Genomic DNA, 17164 nt, shown 5'->3' with positions numbered 1-17164 from the left:
TAAATGAGCGCCCATCTAACTACCACAATTCGAAATAGTGGAAGTTACAGCATTCTAATACAACTAAAACAAGCTAGGACAAAACGATTGTCCTAGCTTGTTTTACTATTTCATAAAATATTTTCCGATAATCATATCCAATGTTTCTTTTGAAAGTACGAGTGTCTGTTCGTTTGCTTTTTTGAGCATTTCTTCAGTATTCTCATCATTAAATTTGATAGATTTAGAGAAGTAAGGTGCAAATACATCGATAAAACTATTCAGTACTCTTTCTTCATCTGTTATTGTGTTTATCTCACTCATTGGAGCAACTTCTAATTGATGGAAGTTTAAGTGTTTCTTGATTGTCTCAAATATAAAGTCATTTGATGGTGGGTTCTGATTGGTTGCGTGATAAATTTTATGGTTTTCTGCATAATCACATGCTACTGTGAGTACTTGTACAACATAATCAACTGGTACGAAATTCGACGTATGACTTGCATCTCCAAATAGTCTATATATTGCATGATCTTTCTTTTTTTCTACACGTCTTTTGAAGACTTTTAATGCTTTCATAAAGCCGTACAATGTGAAGTTTGAATCAGCTTCGCCTGTTACGGAATCACCTATTATAATGGCAGGACGAATAATTGAAGTTGCCATTGTTTTATTTTGCATCACAATATGTTCAGCTCTAATTTTAGTCGCTTCATAAGGATTATTTGTTGGTGAATCGATTGAATGCAGTACTTCATTACCACGTTCTTGCTCACCAACTGTATAGGCTGTTGATACATATAAAAAATGCTTTGTTTGTATATGTTCTGCTAAATCCAAAGCATGTTGTGTGCCGATATAATTGATTTGATAAAGATCATCTGCAAGTTCGAAATTAAATTTGACGAGTGCAGCTAAATGATAAAATTTATCTATTTGAGGTATCGTTTCAATATCACCTTCAGACACACCACATAATACTTCTGTAATGTCTCCATTAATAAAGTGAATTCTTGAATGATACGATGGATTTAATTTATTGAGCAATTGATCTTTCTTCTGCTCACTCCTGTATAATACATAAAATTGCTTTTGTGCATCTTTTGCAAGTGATTGTATTAACTCTGCACCTACAAATCCCGTAGCACCTGTTAAAAAAATGTTCATGTTTCCACTCCGATTCTAAGTTTCTGACTATATTTTGAATGATGACTATCTGAAAGTAAAGTATTTTAATAAGTGTTCACATATAACATTGCTATTTGAAAATTGTTAAGCAATAATATTAGGTAATAGATATAAAAGGAGCGTATTTCATGAACGAACAAAAGATGGCTAAGCCTTCATTATTTTTAATCGTGATTCTCGGTTTATTAACCGCATTTGGACCATTTTCAATAGATATGTATTTACCAGCATTACCAGAAATTAGTCGTGATTTTGATACAACAACGTCAAACACGCAATTAACGCTCACACTCTTTATGGTTGGTTTAGCAGTTGGACAAGTATTTGTCGGGCCACTATCTGACTTTATAGGGCGTAAGCGACCACTCATGGTTGCATTAATTGTTTATACAGTTGCTTCAATATTATGCGTATTTGCACCTAATATATACGTCATGATGGCATTACGATTTGTACAAGGTTTTACTGGTGGGGCAGGCGCAGTTATTTCCCGGGCAATTTCCAGTGATTTATATAAAGGTAAAGCTTTAACGAAATTCTTAGCGATATTAATGCTTGTTAATGGTGTTGCGCCTATTTTAGCACCTGTATTGGGTGGTATTATATTATCATTTTCAACTTGGAAAGTGGTCTTTATTTTACTAACGATATTCGGCTTTATTATGTTTAGTTTATCTTCATTAAAATTAACAGAATCATTATCAGAAGCAGAACGTTCATCAGGTAGAATCAGTGAAGTGCTAACAGACTTTAAAAATTTACTCAAAAGTCCAAAATTTTTAATGCCTTTATTTATACAAGGATGTACATACGCATTGTTATTTAGTTATATATCCGCTTCATCATTCATAACGCAATCTGTCTATCATATTTCACCATTAGCTTTTAGTTGTATGTTTGCTTTTAATGGTTTTGGATTAATATTATCAGGTCAAATTATTAATAAATTAGTCGACTATTATGACGAACATGTACTTATGCGTTTATTCGGAATGATTCAAATTATAGGTGTGATTATCGTTTCAATCACATTGATGAATGGATTATCCATTTGGATATTAATGATTGGATTCTTCATACTCGTTAGTCCAGTATCTGCAATTGGTACGACTGGTTTTTCTATTGCGATGGCTAACAATAAAGGTGGCGCTGGAAGTGCGGCAAGTTTATTAGGACTATCTCAATTTCTATTCGGTGGTATCGTTTCACCGTTAGTGGGTATAAAAGGAGAACACGAAGTATATCCATATGTCCTTACGATTATTATCGTTTCAATATTGCTGATTATTTTATTCTTCATTAATAGTAAAGTGTTTAAAAGAGCAGCTTAAAAGTAGGAGGTATGTACATGAATTTAAAATTTGATCATATTATTCATTACGTAGACGGTATAGAATCAATTGAATTTCCACATCAATATATTCAAGCCATCCAAGGTGGTAAACATACACAATTAGGAACGTACAATCAATTAAGTTATATAGATTTACATTATATAGAGTGGATTGATGTCTTTGATGCAGCTTTAGCGCGTTCATATGCTCAAACGGAAGAAGGTAGATTAAGCTTTGCGAATACGTTTAAAGATGAGCATGTACAAGAAGGATTTAAAAGGATCTGTCTTAGAACACAAAATATCGATAGCGTTAAGACTCATCTAGAGCAATTTGATTTAGATATTATAGGTCCAATTGAAATGTCGAGAACGAAACAGGACGGCACAACGATACAATGGCAATTACTATATTTAGATGATAAGCAAGAGTTAAATTTACCATTCATCATTCAGTGGGGCGAAAGTGATGAAGAAAGAGAAGCTTCATTAGAAGATAATTTTCATTATAACTTATCAATTGATGAAGTGACGATTCAAGTCGGTAATCTTCAAGAATCTAGTCAAAATTGGCAATCATGGTATGGATTGAAAGAGATTGAGAAAAGCGAAGATGATGTTAAGTTAGGCTTTAAAGAAGATGATGTTGTCATTAAACTTATAGAGGATGCAGAAGAGAAATACACAACATTATCACTCTCATCAACAAATATAAAAAAAGACACGCGCATTTTATATAAAGGCGCGTGTTACGAATTCAAAGCTAATTCGCATAAACATTGAGATAGACACTTTGAATAATAATACTTAAATTCACGAGTGCAATCAAGGCGCTTATAATGGCTATAAATAATATAGATTTGCGTGCGTTTTCGAGAATAAAGACGATGCTTAGTAGCAAGGTGAAGGCAACAGTTATGATACGATAGCTTAAATAATTAATCGTGCTATCAAAATTTAGACTGACCGCAATCAGTATGATATTTATAATAATAAAAAGCGTTAGAACAAGTTGTCTCATATATTTCAATCCTAACTGTATGTTTTATATGACAAGTATAACAAATATTGGTCTTTTGCGTGAAATTATAGTACGTTTCATTGTATAATTAAAAGACGAATTGATAAAAAGGAGATTTATAAATGACGATAAAGAAAATGAATATCACTCATGAGCAACATGATGAATTTGTAAAGCAACATCCAAATGGTGATATGTTGCAACTTACAAAGTGGGCAGAATCCAAAAAGCTTACAGGTTGGTATTCTCGTCGTATAGCAGTGGGCGATGGTGAAAAAATAACAGGTGTAGCACAACTTTTATTTAAGAAAGTGCCAAAGCTACCATATACATTATGTTACATATCTAGAGGTTTTGTTGTTGATTATAAAGACGAAACATCTGTTAAAGTACTTTTTGAATTATCTAAAGAAATCGCACGTAATGAGAAAAGTTATGCCATTAAAATTGACCCAGATATAGAAGTGGATCAATCTGAAGGTGTTCTTGAATATTTAACTTCATTAGGATTTGAACATAAAGGTTTTGAAGATGGATTAAGTAAGAAATATATCCAACCTAGAATGACGATGATCACAAAAATCGATCAACCTGAAGAAGACTTAATGCAAAGCTTTGATAAACGAAACCGTTCACGTGTTAGAAACTCTCTAAAAAGAGGTACTGAATTAGTCATCGGTAACCGTGACGACTTGAAAATCTTTGCGAAAATCATGGAAGAAACAGGCGAGAGAGATAATTTCTTAACAAGAGATGTTTCATACTTTGAGAATATTTATGATCATTTACATCCAGATGGGGATTGTGAATTATTCTTAGTCAAAGTCGTGCCAGATACAGTCTTAAAAGACTTATTTAAAGAACGTGATGCACTATTAGAAGAAAAAGAAAAATTAGCAAATAGAAGACAAACTAAGAAAGTCGTTAATCAGTTAAATGATGCTGATGAAAAACTAGGTAACTTTGAAAAACGTATTCAAGAAATGGAAGAATTAAAAAGTAAAAAACCAGATGGCGTGTATTTATCTGGCGGTATCTTAATCTTCTCAGGTAAGAAATCATATTATTTATATGGTGCGTCATCAAATGAATATCGTGAATTTTTACCGAATCACCGCATGATTATTGAAATGATGCGCTTTGCTAAAGAGAAAGGCGCTACTAAGTTCGACTTCGGTGGTACGGATAATAACCCTGACCAAGACCATGAACATTATGGATTATGGGCATTCAAGAGAGTTTGGGGCACTTATTTAAGTGAGAAAATCGGTGAATTTGATTATGTATTAAATAAACCACTTTATACTGCAATCGAGAAAGTAAAACCGGCAGTAGTCACATATAAAAGAAAAATCGAAAAGAAAATCAAAAGAAACTAGACATAAGATTAAGGCACTAAAACTTTAAATTATTAAAATTTTAGTGCTTTCTTTATGTATAAGGTTTGTTTCAACATTAAATTATTATACAATTACTTACAAATCATAAATTAGGGGGAAATTGAGTGGTTCAAAAAATGATCAAGTTCTCGCTGAATAATAAATTTGCTATTTTGCTTATGACGATTATTATTTTGCTTGGCGGCATATATTCAGCGTTCAAAATGAAACTAGAGTTATTACCGGATATTACAACTCCTGTTATTACTATTACGACACCATATCCTGGTGCAACACCTGAAAGTGTACTAGAAAATGTAACAGAACCAGTTGAAAAAGAAGTTCAAAATTTAGAAGGCGTACAAAATGTAACAAGTCAGTCTTTAGAAAATGCTTCAGCAATTACATTAGAATATACATATCAAACAGACATGGATGAAGCTGAGACTGAATTAAGAAAGAAATTAGAAGCGTTAGATTTACCTGACGGAGTTCAAGACCCAGATATGAGTAGAATGTCTATGTATTCATTCCCAGTTGTGAGTTATTCAATATCTGATAAAGATGATAATCTTGAAAAAGTAACAAAACAAATGCAATCAGATTTAATACCTAAACTTGAAAAAGTAGACGGCGTTCAAAATGTATCATTGTCTGGTCAAACGTTAGAAGAAGTAAATTTAGAATTTGACCAAAATGAATTAACGAAACGTGGTATGAGTGAGGATGAAGTGCTTCAATATATCGACGGTGCTACGAAAGAATCACCTTTAGGTTTATATACATTTGGTGATGATTTGAAATCAATTGTCGTAGATGGAAGATTTACTTCAATTAAAGCGCTGAAAGACTTAGAAATACCTATGACAGGTGGTGCTTCAAGTGGTGGTCAACAAAGTGTTGCAAGTCAATCACAACAAGGCCAGCAAGCACAACAAGCTCAAGAAGGCTCCGAATCAAATGATAGCAGTGCATCTCAAAGTATCCCATCTGTAAAATTATCTGATATCGCAGATGTTAAACAAGAGAAGAAACGAGATTCAATTTCTAAGACAAACGGTAAAGATGCTTTAGCTCTTCAAGTAACGAAATCTACAGATGCCAATTTAGTAGATGTCGTTGATAATGTAGACAAAGAACTCGAAGCTTATAAGAAAGATCATAAAAACATAGAATCTGTGCAATTGATGGAAACAGCATCAACAATTAAAGACTCAGTATCGACGATGGTTGAGAAAGCTTTAATCGGTTCTATCGTTGCAGTTATTATCATTATGTTCTTCTTAAGAGATATTAAATCAACTATTATCGCGATGGTATCTATTCCAATGTCATTATTAATGGCACTCATTGGTCTAAAAGCGATGGATGTTTCATTAAATATCTTAACTTTAGGGGCATTAACAGTCGCAATTGGACGTGTTATTGATGACTCCATTGTTGTAATAGAGAATATTTATCGACGTATGTCGGATAAAGGTGAAGAACTGAAAGGTAGTAAACTGATTACAAGTGCGACGAAAGAAATGTTTATACCAATCATGTCTTCAACAATCGTTACAATTGTCGTATTCTTACCGTTAGCTTTTGTAACTGGACAAATTGGAGAAATGTTTAGACCATTTGCTTTAGCAGTAGCATTTAGCTTATTAGCTTCACTACTTATAGCATTAACAATTGTGCCAGTACTTTCACACATTTTCTTTAGAAATGGTATTAAGAAAGCTAAAAAAGAAAGAGGACATTGGTTAGCGAATAAATACAAAGGCATTTTAAAATGGAATTTAAATCATAAATGGCTCGTTATCGTACTAAGTATTGTGCTTGTTATCGCAAGTATTGCACTTGTATTCACGCCTTATATTGGTAAATCATTTATCGATACAGGCGAAGATAAAATGTTAGCACTGACTTATAAACCTTCACCAGGTGAAAAAGAAGATCAAGTTGTTAAAAACGGTGAACAAGCTGAGAAATATTTATCAAAAGATAAAAACGTAGATTTTGTTCAATATAGCGTAGGCGGAGAAAATCCATTTAATCCTTCTGCCAAAAATGACATGGCTTTAATGGTTAAATACGATAAAGATACACCTAACTGGGATAATGTCGGTAAAGAAGTTATGGACCATATCGGTAAATTCAATCATAAAGGTGAATGGAAACAACAAGATTTCTCTACTGGTGGTACAGCGAACGAAGTATCTGTAAAAGTATCAGGTCCATCAACTGACGCAATAGAAGGTACAGTTAAAGATGTAGAGAAAGAAATGAAGAAAGTTAAAGGTGTAGAAAATGTAAGTTCGAACCTTTCTAAATCTTATGAGCAATACGATGTGAAAGTTGATCAAAATAAAGCGAGCAAATTAGGACTTTCTGCAGGTCAAATTGCTATGACGCTTAATCAAACAACACAAGAAAAAGTTGTTACTAAATTAAATGATGATGGTAAATCTATCGACGTTAAACTGACTAAAAAAGAAAAAACAGATTGGTCAGAGAAGAAATTAGAAGATACTAAGATTACATCTCCATTAGGTAAAGATGTGAAACTAAGTGATATTGCGACATTGAAGAAAACAACTTCACCAGATACAATCACAAGAGAAAATGACAAAATCTCTGTTTCTGTAGATGCTAAAATCACTGCAGACGATGTTGCGAAAGTGACAACAGATGTTAATCAAAGAGTTTCTAAAATTGATACACCAACAGATGTTGAATTGAATGTTGGCGGTACAAACGACGACATCAACGAAGCAATAGAACAATTGTTGCTTGCGATGGGCGCAGCGATTCTAATCGTATATTTAGTAATCGTATTAACATTCAAAGGTGGATTAGCACCATTTGCAATATTATTCTCATTACCAGTATCTATCATTGGTGTAATTGCAGGACTGTTAATTACACAAGAAACAATATCCGTACCAAGCATGATAGGTATGTTAATGTTGATTGGTATTGTTGTAACGAATGCGATTGTATTAATAGATAGAGTAATTAATATGGAAGAAGCGGGCATGACTACAAGAGAAGCATTAATAGAAGCAGCAGGCACGCGTTTAAGACCTATCTTAATGACAGCTATTGCGACAATCGGGGCATTAGTACCACTATTATTTGGTGGCGGAAGTTCTGTCCTTATTTCTAAAGCATTAGCAATTACAGTAATAGGAGGATTAATTTCTTCAACGATATTAACACTATTAGTTGTGCCAATTTCATATGAAATCATTATGAAATTTAAACGAGCAATATTTAAAAGACCAAAAGAACGTATAGAATAGATGTTTAACCCCTCCATGTCTATGAGACAAGGAGGGGCTTTTTGTATGTTGTATATATATTGGTGTTGTTAGTAACAAAAGTCGTCGGAATTGTAACTAAGGAGGCCGTTAGTAACAAAAGTTGGTGGAAGTGTAATTAAAAGCGCCTATAGTAACAAAAGTCGTGGGAATTGTAACTAAGGGCGGTCATAGTAACAAAAGTCGTCGGAAGTGTAATTAAGGCGCTCCATAGTAACAAAAGTCAGCGGAATTGTAACTAAGGACATCCATAGTAACAAAAGTCAGCGGAATTGTAATTAAGGAGGCCGTTAGTAACAAAAGTCAACGGAATTGTAATTAAAAGCGCCTATAGTAACAAAAGTCGTGGGAATTGTAACTAAGGAGGCCGTTAGTAACAAAAGTCAGCGGAATTGTAACTAAGGCAGCCTATCCTAATATAAGCATCCAGAATAACAATTCCAAACGCCTACTATGATTTATTTCTTAGTAATTTAATAAGAAAATACTTGTTCGTGTTTCATACTTTGATAAAATATATTCATATACAAAAATATAGTCTGAAGAATTTTATTTCGAGGAGTCGTTATTGTGCCAATATCAAAACTATTATCAGAGATACCAGACAGTTACTTTGGAAAGACAATGGGTCGTAAGGTTGAACATGGTCCGTTACCGTTAATTAATATGGCAGTTGGTGTCCCAGATGGTGAGACGCCAAAAGTTATTGTAGATGAATTTATAAATGCCGTACAAAAGCCAGAAAACCAGAAATATGGTGCTTTTCATGGTAAAGACACGTTTAAACAAGCGATTGTAGATTTTTATAAGAGACAATATGATGTGGATTTAGATAAAGAAGAGGAAGTTTGTATTTTATATGGTACAAAAAATGGTTTGGTAGGTTTACCGATCTGTGTCGTAGAACCTAAAGACTATGTGTTATTACCGAATCCAGGCTATACAGATTATTTAGCAGGTGTTCTACTTGCTCGTGCTAAGCCATATTCTTTAGAATTAGCGCCTGAACATCAATACTTACCACAGTGGGATGAGATAGAACCTGAAATCTTAGATAAGACAAAATTAATTTACTTAACTTATCCAAATAATCCAACTGGATCTGTTGCAAATACTGAATTTTTTGATGAAACGATTGCTAAATTTAAAGATACGAAAACAAATATTATACATGACTTTGCATATAGTGCTTTTGGATTTGATCAGAAGAATCCAAGTATTCTCCAATCGGAAGGTGCTAAAGAAATAGCTGTAGAAATATTTTCCTTATCGAAAGGGTATAACATGTCTGGATACAGGGTAGGCTTTGCAGTCGGTAACAAAGAAATGATTGCCGCTTTAAAGAAATATCAAACGCACACACATGCCGGTATGTTTGGTGCATTACAAGATGCGAGTACTGTCGCATTAAATGAATGCGATGATTTTCTTATTAAACAAAACGAAATATTTAAGACGAGAAGAGATCAATTTGAAGCGTCATTAAGAGAAGTAGGTATACCATTTGAGCCAATGAAAGGTGGTATATTCCTTTGGTTACAAACACCTCCAGAATATGATGGAGAAGCATTTGTAGAATATTTATTACAAGAGGTGTCTATTTTAGTCGCACCAGGTATACCGTTTGGCGATAATGGTCAAAATTACGTTAGAATCTCATTAGCGTTAAGTGATGATGAACTATTGGAAGGTGCTAAGAGGTTACAAGGTCTAGCTCACTTATACAAATAAAAAGAGCTGAGAAATAATGATTCTCAGCTTTTTCACATAAATGAGATTTTGATGATATGCTTTAGGGTATTAAAACACTATAAATAATAAAATCGCAAATATGATTAATATAAAGATCGACATATAATTGAGTAGTTGAATCGCTTTTTGGTCTTTAATACGATATTTAAATGCTGTGATTTCAACATTGATAACGAGACAAACCAATACAGCTAATATCCACCAAGTTTGTATTGCAAAACTAAATACAATACTGCCTAAAAAGACAATAAGCATAAGCCCCATTATAAATCTTAAAGCTTGCGTAAGCATCGTATGTAGTTGATATATACTTAAGTAACTAATAATAAGATAAATAATGGTAAATAATAAAAGTATGAGAATTAACATAGTCATTTCCTTTCGTTAATCTTGATCAAGTTGAGCGCGAACTTTACTGATTTCTTCTTCGATTTTGACAAGTTGTTTTTCAAGTAAGTCGGTTGCTTGACCAGTAGATTCTCTCTTTTCTAGGTCATTTTGTATACGTATGTAATCATATTTAAGTTCAGAAAGATGTTGGTTTAAATCCATTTTAAACACTCCTTTTTATAAAATAGCTATGAAGTAGGTGATAAATTGAAAAAAGTAAAAACCAATGCTATGCGCATCTTAGATCAATATAATATATTTTATCATACTCATGAATTTAAAATAGGAAAAGATCATTTAGATGGTCATGAAGTTGCGCAATTAATTCAGAAACCAGAACATCAAGTGTATAAGACGCTTGTATTAACAAATGGGAATCGTGAATATTTCGTTTTTGTTATTCCAGTCGTTGAACATCTTGATATGAAAAAAGCTAGTAAAGCTGTTGGTCAGAAAAAATTAGAACTCTTACCACTTGATCAACTCACCAAAGTTACAGGGTATGTCAGAGGTGGTTGTTCTCCAATTGGTATGAAAAAAACATATCAAACCGTAATTGATATCAATGCAGAACCATTAACTACGTTTATCGTAAGTGCAGGTAAACGTGGTTATCAAATTGAACTTGATCCAGCAGATTTAGCCAAAGTCATTGATGTAAGATTTGATGATATTATTAAATATAACTAAACTAATTTTAGTATAATTTATTAATATTTCAAACAAAAAGTGTGCATAGAAGTTAAACTGTTGTTAATATAGATAAATGTGAGTTTAATGAGAGAAGTGATAAAGTGACAGAAAAATTTATAATGATTATTTTATTAATTGCTTTAGGATACGTTCTAAAGAAGCTTAAATTCTTTAAAGCTTCTGATGGTAATGTACTTGCAACACTTGTACTAAATGTTACTTTGCCTTCATTAGTGATTGTAAATTTAAATGGATCTGATTTAGATTTATCTTTAGGATGGCTACCTATATTAATGCTATTATACGGCATTATAGCAAAGCTACTAATCATATGGTTATTCAAGAAAAAATATAATAATCAAATAAGAGGTACTGTTGGCATGATGGCCGCTTCAGTTAATATTGGACTGTTTGCATATCCATTAGTCGCACAAATTTGGCCTAAAAATGGTTTATTATACTTTGGTATGTTAGACATTGGTACAGCTATCATTATGTTTGGTGTAACTTATTTTGTTGGTAGTTACTTCAATGATGGTGGCGATCAGTTTGACTTTAAACGAATGGGTTTAAATTTATTAAAGACCGTACCACTTATGACATATATGATTATGTTTATCTTAAATATAATGAGCATTAAAGTACCTGATAAAGCGATAGATTTCTTTGAAATTATTGCAAATGCCAATATGCCATTATCCATGATCTTATTAGGTTTATTCTTGAATTTTAAAATCGAAAAAGCATACTTACCAATTGTTGTTAAATACTTAGCATTTCATTATGGCTTTGGTTTATTAATGGGCTTAATTGTTCATTTCTTCTTACCTGTTGATGATCCAATGATCAAAACGACGTTACTTATTGGTTGGTTATTACCTATAGGTGTTTCAGTATTGTCTTATGCTATTACATTTAAATATAAGACCTTACCTATAGTCGGCATGGCTACTAATTTAAGTATTGTCATATCAATCGTCATATTATATGTATATCAATTTTTCTTTGTTTAATTAAACATTAAAAAAGCGTTTGGATTTCGCATCCAAACGCTTTTTGTTATATATTAACCTTTACCGCCCATGAAAGCAGGATAGTTTGTCATTCCGCCATCAACATATATTGTTGTACCGTGAATGTAACTTGCTTGTTCTGAAGCTAGGAATGCATTAATATTTGCAACTTGATCCGCTTCACCAATTTCATGTAATGGAATCATTTCTAATGTTTCTTCACGTGTTGCTGGGTCAGAGAATTTTTCGCGAGTATGTTCTGTAACAATAGCCCCTGGAGAAACATTATTAATTCTTATACCATTTTTACCGTATTCCATAGATAAAGTTTCCATCATCAATTTTAAGCCGCCTTTACTTGCTGCGTAATTGACGTAGTTTGGCCAAGGAATAACATCGTGCACACTTGCAGTATTGATGATTTGACCTTTAATATCATGCTCTAAGTAGTAATTAATGACTTCTCTACTACCAATAAAAGCACCTGTTAAGTTGATATCGATAACTTTAGACCATTCTTCTAAACTCATTTCATGAGATGGAATTGGTTTTTCGAAACCAGCATTATTGATCAACACATCTATACGACCAAATGTTTCATGTGTTTGTTGAATCAAGTTTTTGATATCTGCTTCTACTGAAACGTCTGCTTTAATAGCAACCGCGTCAGCACCAGAATTTTTAATAGATTGAACGATTTTTTCAGCTTCTTCAACGTGATCTAAATATCCAATGACAACTTTTGATCCTTCTTTACCAAATCGTTCAGCAGTTGCTTTACCAATACCACTGTTACCTCCAGTGACAATCACAACTTTATCTTTTAAATCTTCATACATATTAAACACTCCTATTTTTATATATTGAGTTTACCCTTTAGCTGCACCAATAATAAATGCGGCAATAATGATTAACACGATACCTATCCAAATAAATGTCATTTGACGTTTTGTTTTTTGTTCACCTAATAGGTAAATACCACCTAGAGTAGAAACAATTACTAACATTTGTGAAAATGAAAAGCTCGTTCCGACACCAACTTTTGGTTGTGAAATGAATAGGAACATATTACCTAATGCCCATACAATCCCTGGCAATAAGTTGAGTGACGTATGTTTAACAGTAGGTTTATGTTTGAATGATAAAATGATACCACCAATTACCATACCTATAGATTGTGGAAATAGCGCATCCCAACCTTCAACACCGAATACTTGGCCGATTACAACGTATACGACATAACCGACTGTAGAGATGAGTAATATTGGAATAGCTTTACCAAGCTTTTTAGTATTTCCGCTATTGCCAGAACCTTTTTTCTGAACAGATGTAAATATCACGCCGATAATTAGTAACACTAAACCTGATAGGCCAAGTGCAACTTGCGTACCTGTTGACCATTCTCCTAAAAATGCAGCACTGAATAATGTTGTTCCAAGTAATTGTAAGCCTGTAGATATAGGCATCGTAATTGAAACCCCAATTAAGTCTACACTTCTAAGTTGAAATCCTTGTCCAAGTGCCCAGAAAGCACCAGAAATCATACCGATAATAACTGTAGTGAATGTAAAGTGTACATCACCAAAGAAGAATAAACATAAACCGATGATGAAAGCCCCGATTGTTGTACCTAAGATTTGGTTATAAGGACCTCCACCAACTTTAACATTGATTAATACGACGCTTCCCCAGAACAATGCTGGTAATAGCGCTATAAGGTATTCCATACACAAGACTCGCTTTCTCTATTTATTTGTATTATTTAAACTACCCAAGTATTATACGCCCGAAACTTTTTTAATGTAAAACATATAGCTCACAATGTAATTTTACTATTAAAAATAGACCCATGAATGTTCAATAAGCATTCGTGGGTCTTAGTTTAAATGTTAAACATCGTATGGTCTAACATATTTGAAATGATGTGTTTCATTGACGATGTGGAAACCGACTTTTTCATATAATAATTGTATTTGTTCATGTTTTTTACTATCTACATAGATACGAACTGTTTCGACATCTTGGTGATTAAATGCTTCTGTCGTCGCGAAATGAATCATTTGAAAAGCAATGCCTTGTTTTCTGTAATCATGGTGAGAAGCTAAATTAGGAATTGTGGCTAATTTCTCAGGTATATCTATGGATAGATATATGTAGCCTTTAACGAGCCCTTCAGCTATATATAAATAAAGCGCATGATTATCATCTAGTGAGTCTATTATATCGTCAGCACTGATATCACTATGTTTGAAACTATTGGAATGTAATTTATTAAATGCATAGTAATATGGTTTGCTGTACGGCGTCATTTGGTGTTTCTTATCAATTGGTAAAGGTGGTTGTTGAATTTCTAACGTATATTGCGTTTCTACATATCCCGCATGTAGTCTCTTCAGTTTACTGTTATTTAAAATGTGATCTTTATGTAGTGAAATGTGACAATATTTAATGTTTGGATGATCGTTTAAAAGTGTTTCCCATATTTCTTTTAACGCGCTTAACGTTTCTTCACTTGTATCATTAACGATTGGTCCCCATACATTTGCAGTTTCATCATCTACGCTTTCAAATCCTAATATCCCGATAATTGTGTCATGATCTTCTATATAGTAGAAGGTATTCTCATCAAATTTATGGCTTAAGTCATTCTTTATATCTTCTATTGACTGAGGTATATGTGTCACGTAGTTTGTTTCTTGCCTGTTTTTTTCGTGTAAATAAGAAGCAATCGGATCGATTTCTTTAAGAGGCAGTATTTGCATGATAGTCACTCCTTTAATATTCAACGATTATTTTATTCCATTATACGATTAATCGAAAATTTATAAAAGTTTTTCATGCCTTTAGAACACTTTTTATTCATGTTATAATAGTACGAATGTAAAAAAGAATGGGTGAAAAGAAATGAAAGCATTAGTTCTTGCAGAAAAACCTTCAGTAGGTCGTGACATCGCTAAAGCATTAGGTATTCATGATCAGAAAAAAGGTTACTTTGAAAATAAAAATTATATCGTTACTTGGGCATTAGGACATCTTGTAACGAATGCTACGCCTGAAGAATACGACAAAAAATTTAAAGAATGGAATTTAAATGTTTTACCAATTATTCCTGATTATATGAAACATGTTGTAATTAAGAAATCAAGAAGCCAATTTAACACAGTTCAACATTTGATGAAGCGAGACGATGTGAATTCAATTATTATTGCGACAGATGCTGGTAGGGAAGGAGAACTTGTTGCAAGATTAATTATTGAAAAAGCAAAAGTCAAAAAGCAAATTAAGCGACTATGGATCAGTTCGGTTACTGAAAAAGCAATTAAAGCAGGTTTTCAAAATTTAAAACCTGGTGAAGCATACAACAATTTATATCAAGCAGCATTATGTAGAAGTGAAGCGGATTGGATTGTCGGTATAAACGCGACTAGAGCTTTAACAACGAAATATGACGCGCAATTATCATGTGGTCGTGTTCAAACACCAACTTTAAATCTTGTACAAATGAGACAACAAGAAATTCAATCATTTAAACCTGAAAAGTATTATCAAATGAATATTGAAGTTGAAGGATATAAATTTAAATGGTTGAGTAAGAGTGGGGATAAAACATTTGATTCTGATTTAATAGAACAAGTTAAACAAAAAGTTCAAAATAAAAAGGGTATTATCCAAAATATTTCGAAGAAGAAAAAAACAAAGTACCCTCAAAAGTTATACGATCTTACAAGTTTGCAACAAACAGCGTATCAACGATATAAAATGAGTGCGAAAGAAACGTTGAATACAATGCAAGCATTGTACGAACAGCATAAAGTACTGACTTATCCTAGAACAGATTCTAACTACTTAACAGATGATATGGTTTCATCTATGAAAGAACGAGTATCATCATTAAGTGCTACGCCACTTAAATCTCATGCTGTACCATTGCTTAAGAAACCAATTAAAGCGGGTAAACATTTTGTTGATAATAAAAAAGTATCAGACCATCATGCGATTGTACCAACAGAAGTGAGACCTAACTTTGATCAGTTATCTCCTAGAGAACAAAAAATATATATGCTTGTAGCTGAGAGATTTTTAGAAGTATTATTACCACCATATCAATATGAAGAAACAACTGTGACATTAACATGTGAAGGAGAAACTTTTAAACTGACACAAGAAGTAGCAGTTGAATTAGGCTTTAAGGAATTATATGAAGAAAAGACGCATGTGAAAGTTTTACCTTTTGAAGAACAACAGCACGTGAATATACAAAAAGTGAATGTCGTTAGTAAAGATACAGAACCACCTGCATACTTCAATGAAGGAACTTTACTTAAAGCGATGGAATCACCACATCATTTCTTTAAACTTAAAGATAAGAAATTGGCTCAAACTTTAAATGAAACAGGTGGTATCGGAACAGTTGCAACTAGAGCAGATATCATTGAGAAGTTATATAGTTCTAATGTTATAGAATCGGTACAAGGTAAAATTAAGATTACGCCAAAAGGTAAACAATTATTAAACTTAGCACCTGAACAACTGACATCACCAGAATTAACAGCAGATTGGGAAATGAAGTTAACTCAAATCGAAAAAGGAAATTATTCTAAAAATAAATTCATGGATGAAATGAGAAACTTCACGAGAGAAATCATCACAGATATTAAAGAAAGTGATGACAAATTCAAGCATGATAATATCACAACTACTGAGTGTCCGACTTGTGGAAAATTTATGCTTAAAGTTAAAACGAAAAATGGTCAAATGCTTGTGTGTCAAGATCCAACATGTAAGACTAAAAAGAATCAACAAAGACAAACGAATGCCAGATGTCCAAACTGTAAGAAAAAACTTACACTCTATGGTACAGGAAAAAAAGCGACTTATAGATGTGTATGTGGTCATACAGAAACACAAGAGCATATGGACGAAAGACTTAAAAATAGAAAATCAGGTAAAATAGGCAAAAAAGAAATGAAGAAATATATGCAAACTGAAGAAGTAGAAAACAATCCATTTAAAGACGCTTTAAAAGGGTTGAAGTTCTAACTTAATCTGAATAAAGGCTGGGACATCATGTGATGTCTCAGTTTTTGTTTATGTATTTAATTGAGTTG

14 protein-coding genes are annotated in these 17164 nt (G+C 32.8%); 8 read left to right on the top strand and 6 right to left on the bottom strand.

The window, feature by feature from the left end:
- Positions 1–105: 105 nt before the first annotated feature.
- Entirely contained in the window at positions 106–1146 is a 1041-nt protein-coding gene (locus CD035_RS08085; protein ID WP_048541091.1) for an SDR family oxidoreductase, read from the bottom strand.
- A gap of 149 nt (positions 1147–1295) precedes the next feature.
- Here CD035_RS08085 and CD035_RS08080 point away from each other — a divergent pair, with 149 nt between their 5' ends.
- The 5 genes from CD035_RS08080 (at position 1296) to CD035_RS08055 (ending at position 9939) form a co-directional block, all read left to right on the top strand.
- Positions 1296–2498: a multidrug effflux MFS transporter gene (locus tag CD035_RS08080; protein WP_048541089.1), complete on the top strand. Its 1203-nt coding sequence runs from the start codon at positions 1296–1298 to the stop codon at positions 2496–2498.
- Between the two features lie 17 nt (positions 2499–2515).
- Positions 2516–3283 (top strand): VOC family protein, encoded by a 768-nt coding sequence (locus CD035_RS08075; protein WP_048541087.1) that lies wholly within the window; start codon positions 2516–2518, stop codon positions 3281–3283.
- 366 nt (positions 3284–3649) lie between these two features.
- Positions 3650–4900, top strand: a complete 1251-nt coding sequence (locus tag CD035_RS08065) for a lipid II:glycine glycyltransferase FemX (protein ID WP_048541317.1) — start codon at positions 3650–3652, stop codon at positions 4898–4900.
- Between the two features lie 125 nt (positions 4901–5025).
- Positions 5026–8190 carry an efflux RND transporter permease subunit gene (locus CD035_RS08060; protein ID WP_048541085.1) on the top strand — a complete coding sequence of 1055 codons (3165 nt, stop codon included), beginning with the start codon at positions 5026–5028 and terminating at the stop codon, positions 8188–8190.
- A gap of 588 nt (positions 8191–8778) precedes the next feature.
- Positions 8779–9939 (top strand): aminotransferase class I/II-fold pyridoxal phosphate-dependent enzyme, encoded by a 1161-nt coding sequence (locus CD035_RS08055; RefSeq protein ID WP_048541083.1) that lies wholly within the window; start codon positions 8779–8781, stop codon positions 9937–9939.
- Positions 9940–10008: 69 nt separating this feature from the next.
- Here the strand turns inward: CD035_RS08055 and mspA are convergent, their stop codons facing one another.
- Together mspA and CD035_RS08045 are read right to left on the bottom strand one after the other, a co-directional pair.
- Positions 10009–10329, bottom strand: coding sequence for a membrane stabilizing protein MspA (gene mspA, locus CD035_RS08050; protein ID WP_048541081.1), 321 nt, complete (start codon positions 10327–10329; stop codon positions 10009–10011).
- Between the two features lie 15 nt (positions 10330–10344).
- Entirely contained in the window at positions 10345–10512 is a 168-nt protein-coding gene (locus CD035_RS08045; RefSeq protein WP_088592203.1) for an SE1832 family protein, read from the bottom strand.
- A gap of 45 nt (positions 10513–10557) precedes the next feature.
- On the opposite strand from CD035_RS08045, the gene ybaK reads away from it, so the two are divergent.
- Together ybaK and CD035_RS08035 are read left to right on the top strand one after the other, a co-directional pair.
- Entirely contained in the window at positions 10558–11040 is a 483-nt protein-coding gene (ybaK, locus tag CD035_RS08040; protein WP_171992046.1) for a Cys-tRNA(Pro) deacylase, read from the top strand.
- 104 nt (positions 11041–11144) lie between these two features.
- Positions 11145–12056: an AEC family transporter gene (locus CD035_RS08035; RefSeq protein ID WP_037589023.1), complete on the top strand. Its 912-nt coding sequence runs from the start codon at positions 11145–11147 to the stop codon at positions 12054–12056.
- 53 nt (positions 12057–12109) lie between these two features.
- Here the strand turns inward: CD035_RS08035 and CD035_RS08030 are convergent, their stop codons facing one another.
- The 3 genes from CD035_RS08030 to CD035_RS08020 form a co-directional block, all read right to left on the bottom strand.
- Complete coding sequence (locus tag CD035_RS08030; protein WP_048541078.1) at positions 12110–12895, bottom strand: glucose 1-dehydrogenase; 786 nt, start codon at positions 12893–12895, stop codon at positions 12110–12112.
- A gap of 30 nt (positions 12896–12925) precedes the next feature.
- On the bottom strand, positions 12926–13783 hold the full coding sequence (locus CD035_RS08025) for a GRP family sugar transporter (protein ID WP_048541076.1): 858 nt from the start codon (positions 13781–13783) through the stop codon (positions 12926–12928).
- 162 nt (positions 13784–13945) lie between these two features.
- Entirely contained in the window at positions 13946–14818 is an 873-nt protein-coding gene (locus CD035_RS08020) for a GNAT family N-acetyltransferase (RefSeq protein WP_048541074.1), read from the bottom strand.
- Positions 14819–14960: 142 nt separating this feature from the next.
- Here CD035_RS08020 and CD035_RS08015 point away from each other — a divergent pair, with 142 nt between their 5' ends.
- Positions 14961–17096, top strand: coding sequence for a DNA topoisomerase III (locus tag CD035_RS08015; protein WP_048541072.1), 2136 nt, complete (start codon positions 14961–14963; stop codon positions 17094–17096).
- Positions 17097–17164 lie beyond the last annotated feature (68 nt).

This window comes from Mammaliicoccus sciuri (assembly GCF_002901825.1).
GTDB lineage: Bacteria > Bacillota > Bacilli > Staphylococcales > Staphylococcaceae > Mammaliicoccus > Mammaliicoccus sciuri.
This window is presented reverse-complemented; position numbering and strand designations above follow the sequence as displayed.

Coding starts and splice junctions, on each gene's coding strand:
- CD035_RS08085 (WP_048541091.1), bottom strand. CDS start 1,146: ATGAACATTTTTTTAACAGGTGCTACGGGATTTGTAGGTGCAGAGTTA.
- CD035_RS08080 (WP_048541089.1), top strand. CDS start 1,296: ATGAACGAACAAAAGATGGCTAAGCCTTCATTATTTTTAATCGTGATT.
- CD035_RS08075 (WP_048541087.1), top strand. CDS start 2,516: ATGAATTTAAAATTTGATCATATTATTCATTACGTAGACGGTATAGAA.
- mspA (WP_048541081.1), bottom strand. CDS start 10,329: ATGTTAATTCTCATACTTTTATTATTTACCATTATTTATCTTATTATT.
- CD035_RS08045 (WP_088592203.1), bottom strand. CDS start 10,512: ATGGATTTAAACCAACATCTTTCTGAACTTAAATATGATTACATACGT.
- CD035_RS08030 (WP_048541078.1), bottom strand. CDS start 12,895: ATGTATGAAGATTTAAAAGATAAAGTTGTGATTGTCACTGGAGGTAAC.
- CD035_RS08025 (WP_048541076.1), bottom strand. CDS start 13,783: ATGGAATACCTTATAGCGCTATTACCAGCATTGTTCTGGGGAAGCGTC.
- CD035_RS08020 (WP_048541074.1), bottom strand. CDS start 14,818: ATGCAAATACTGCCTCTTAAAGAAATCGATCCGATTGCTTCTTATTTA.
- CD035_RS08015 (WP_048541072.1), top strand. CDS start 14,961: ATGAAAGCATTAGTTCTTGCAGAAAAACCTTCAGTAGGTCGTGACATC.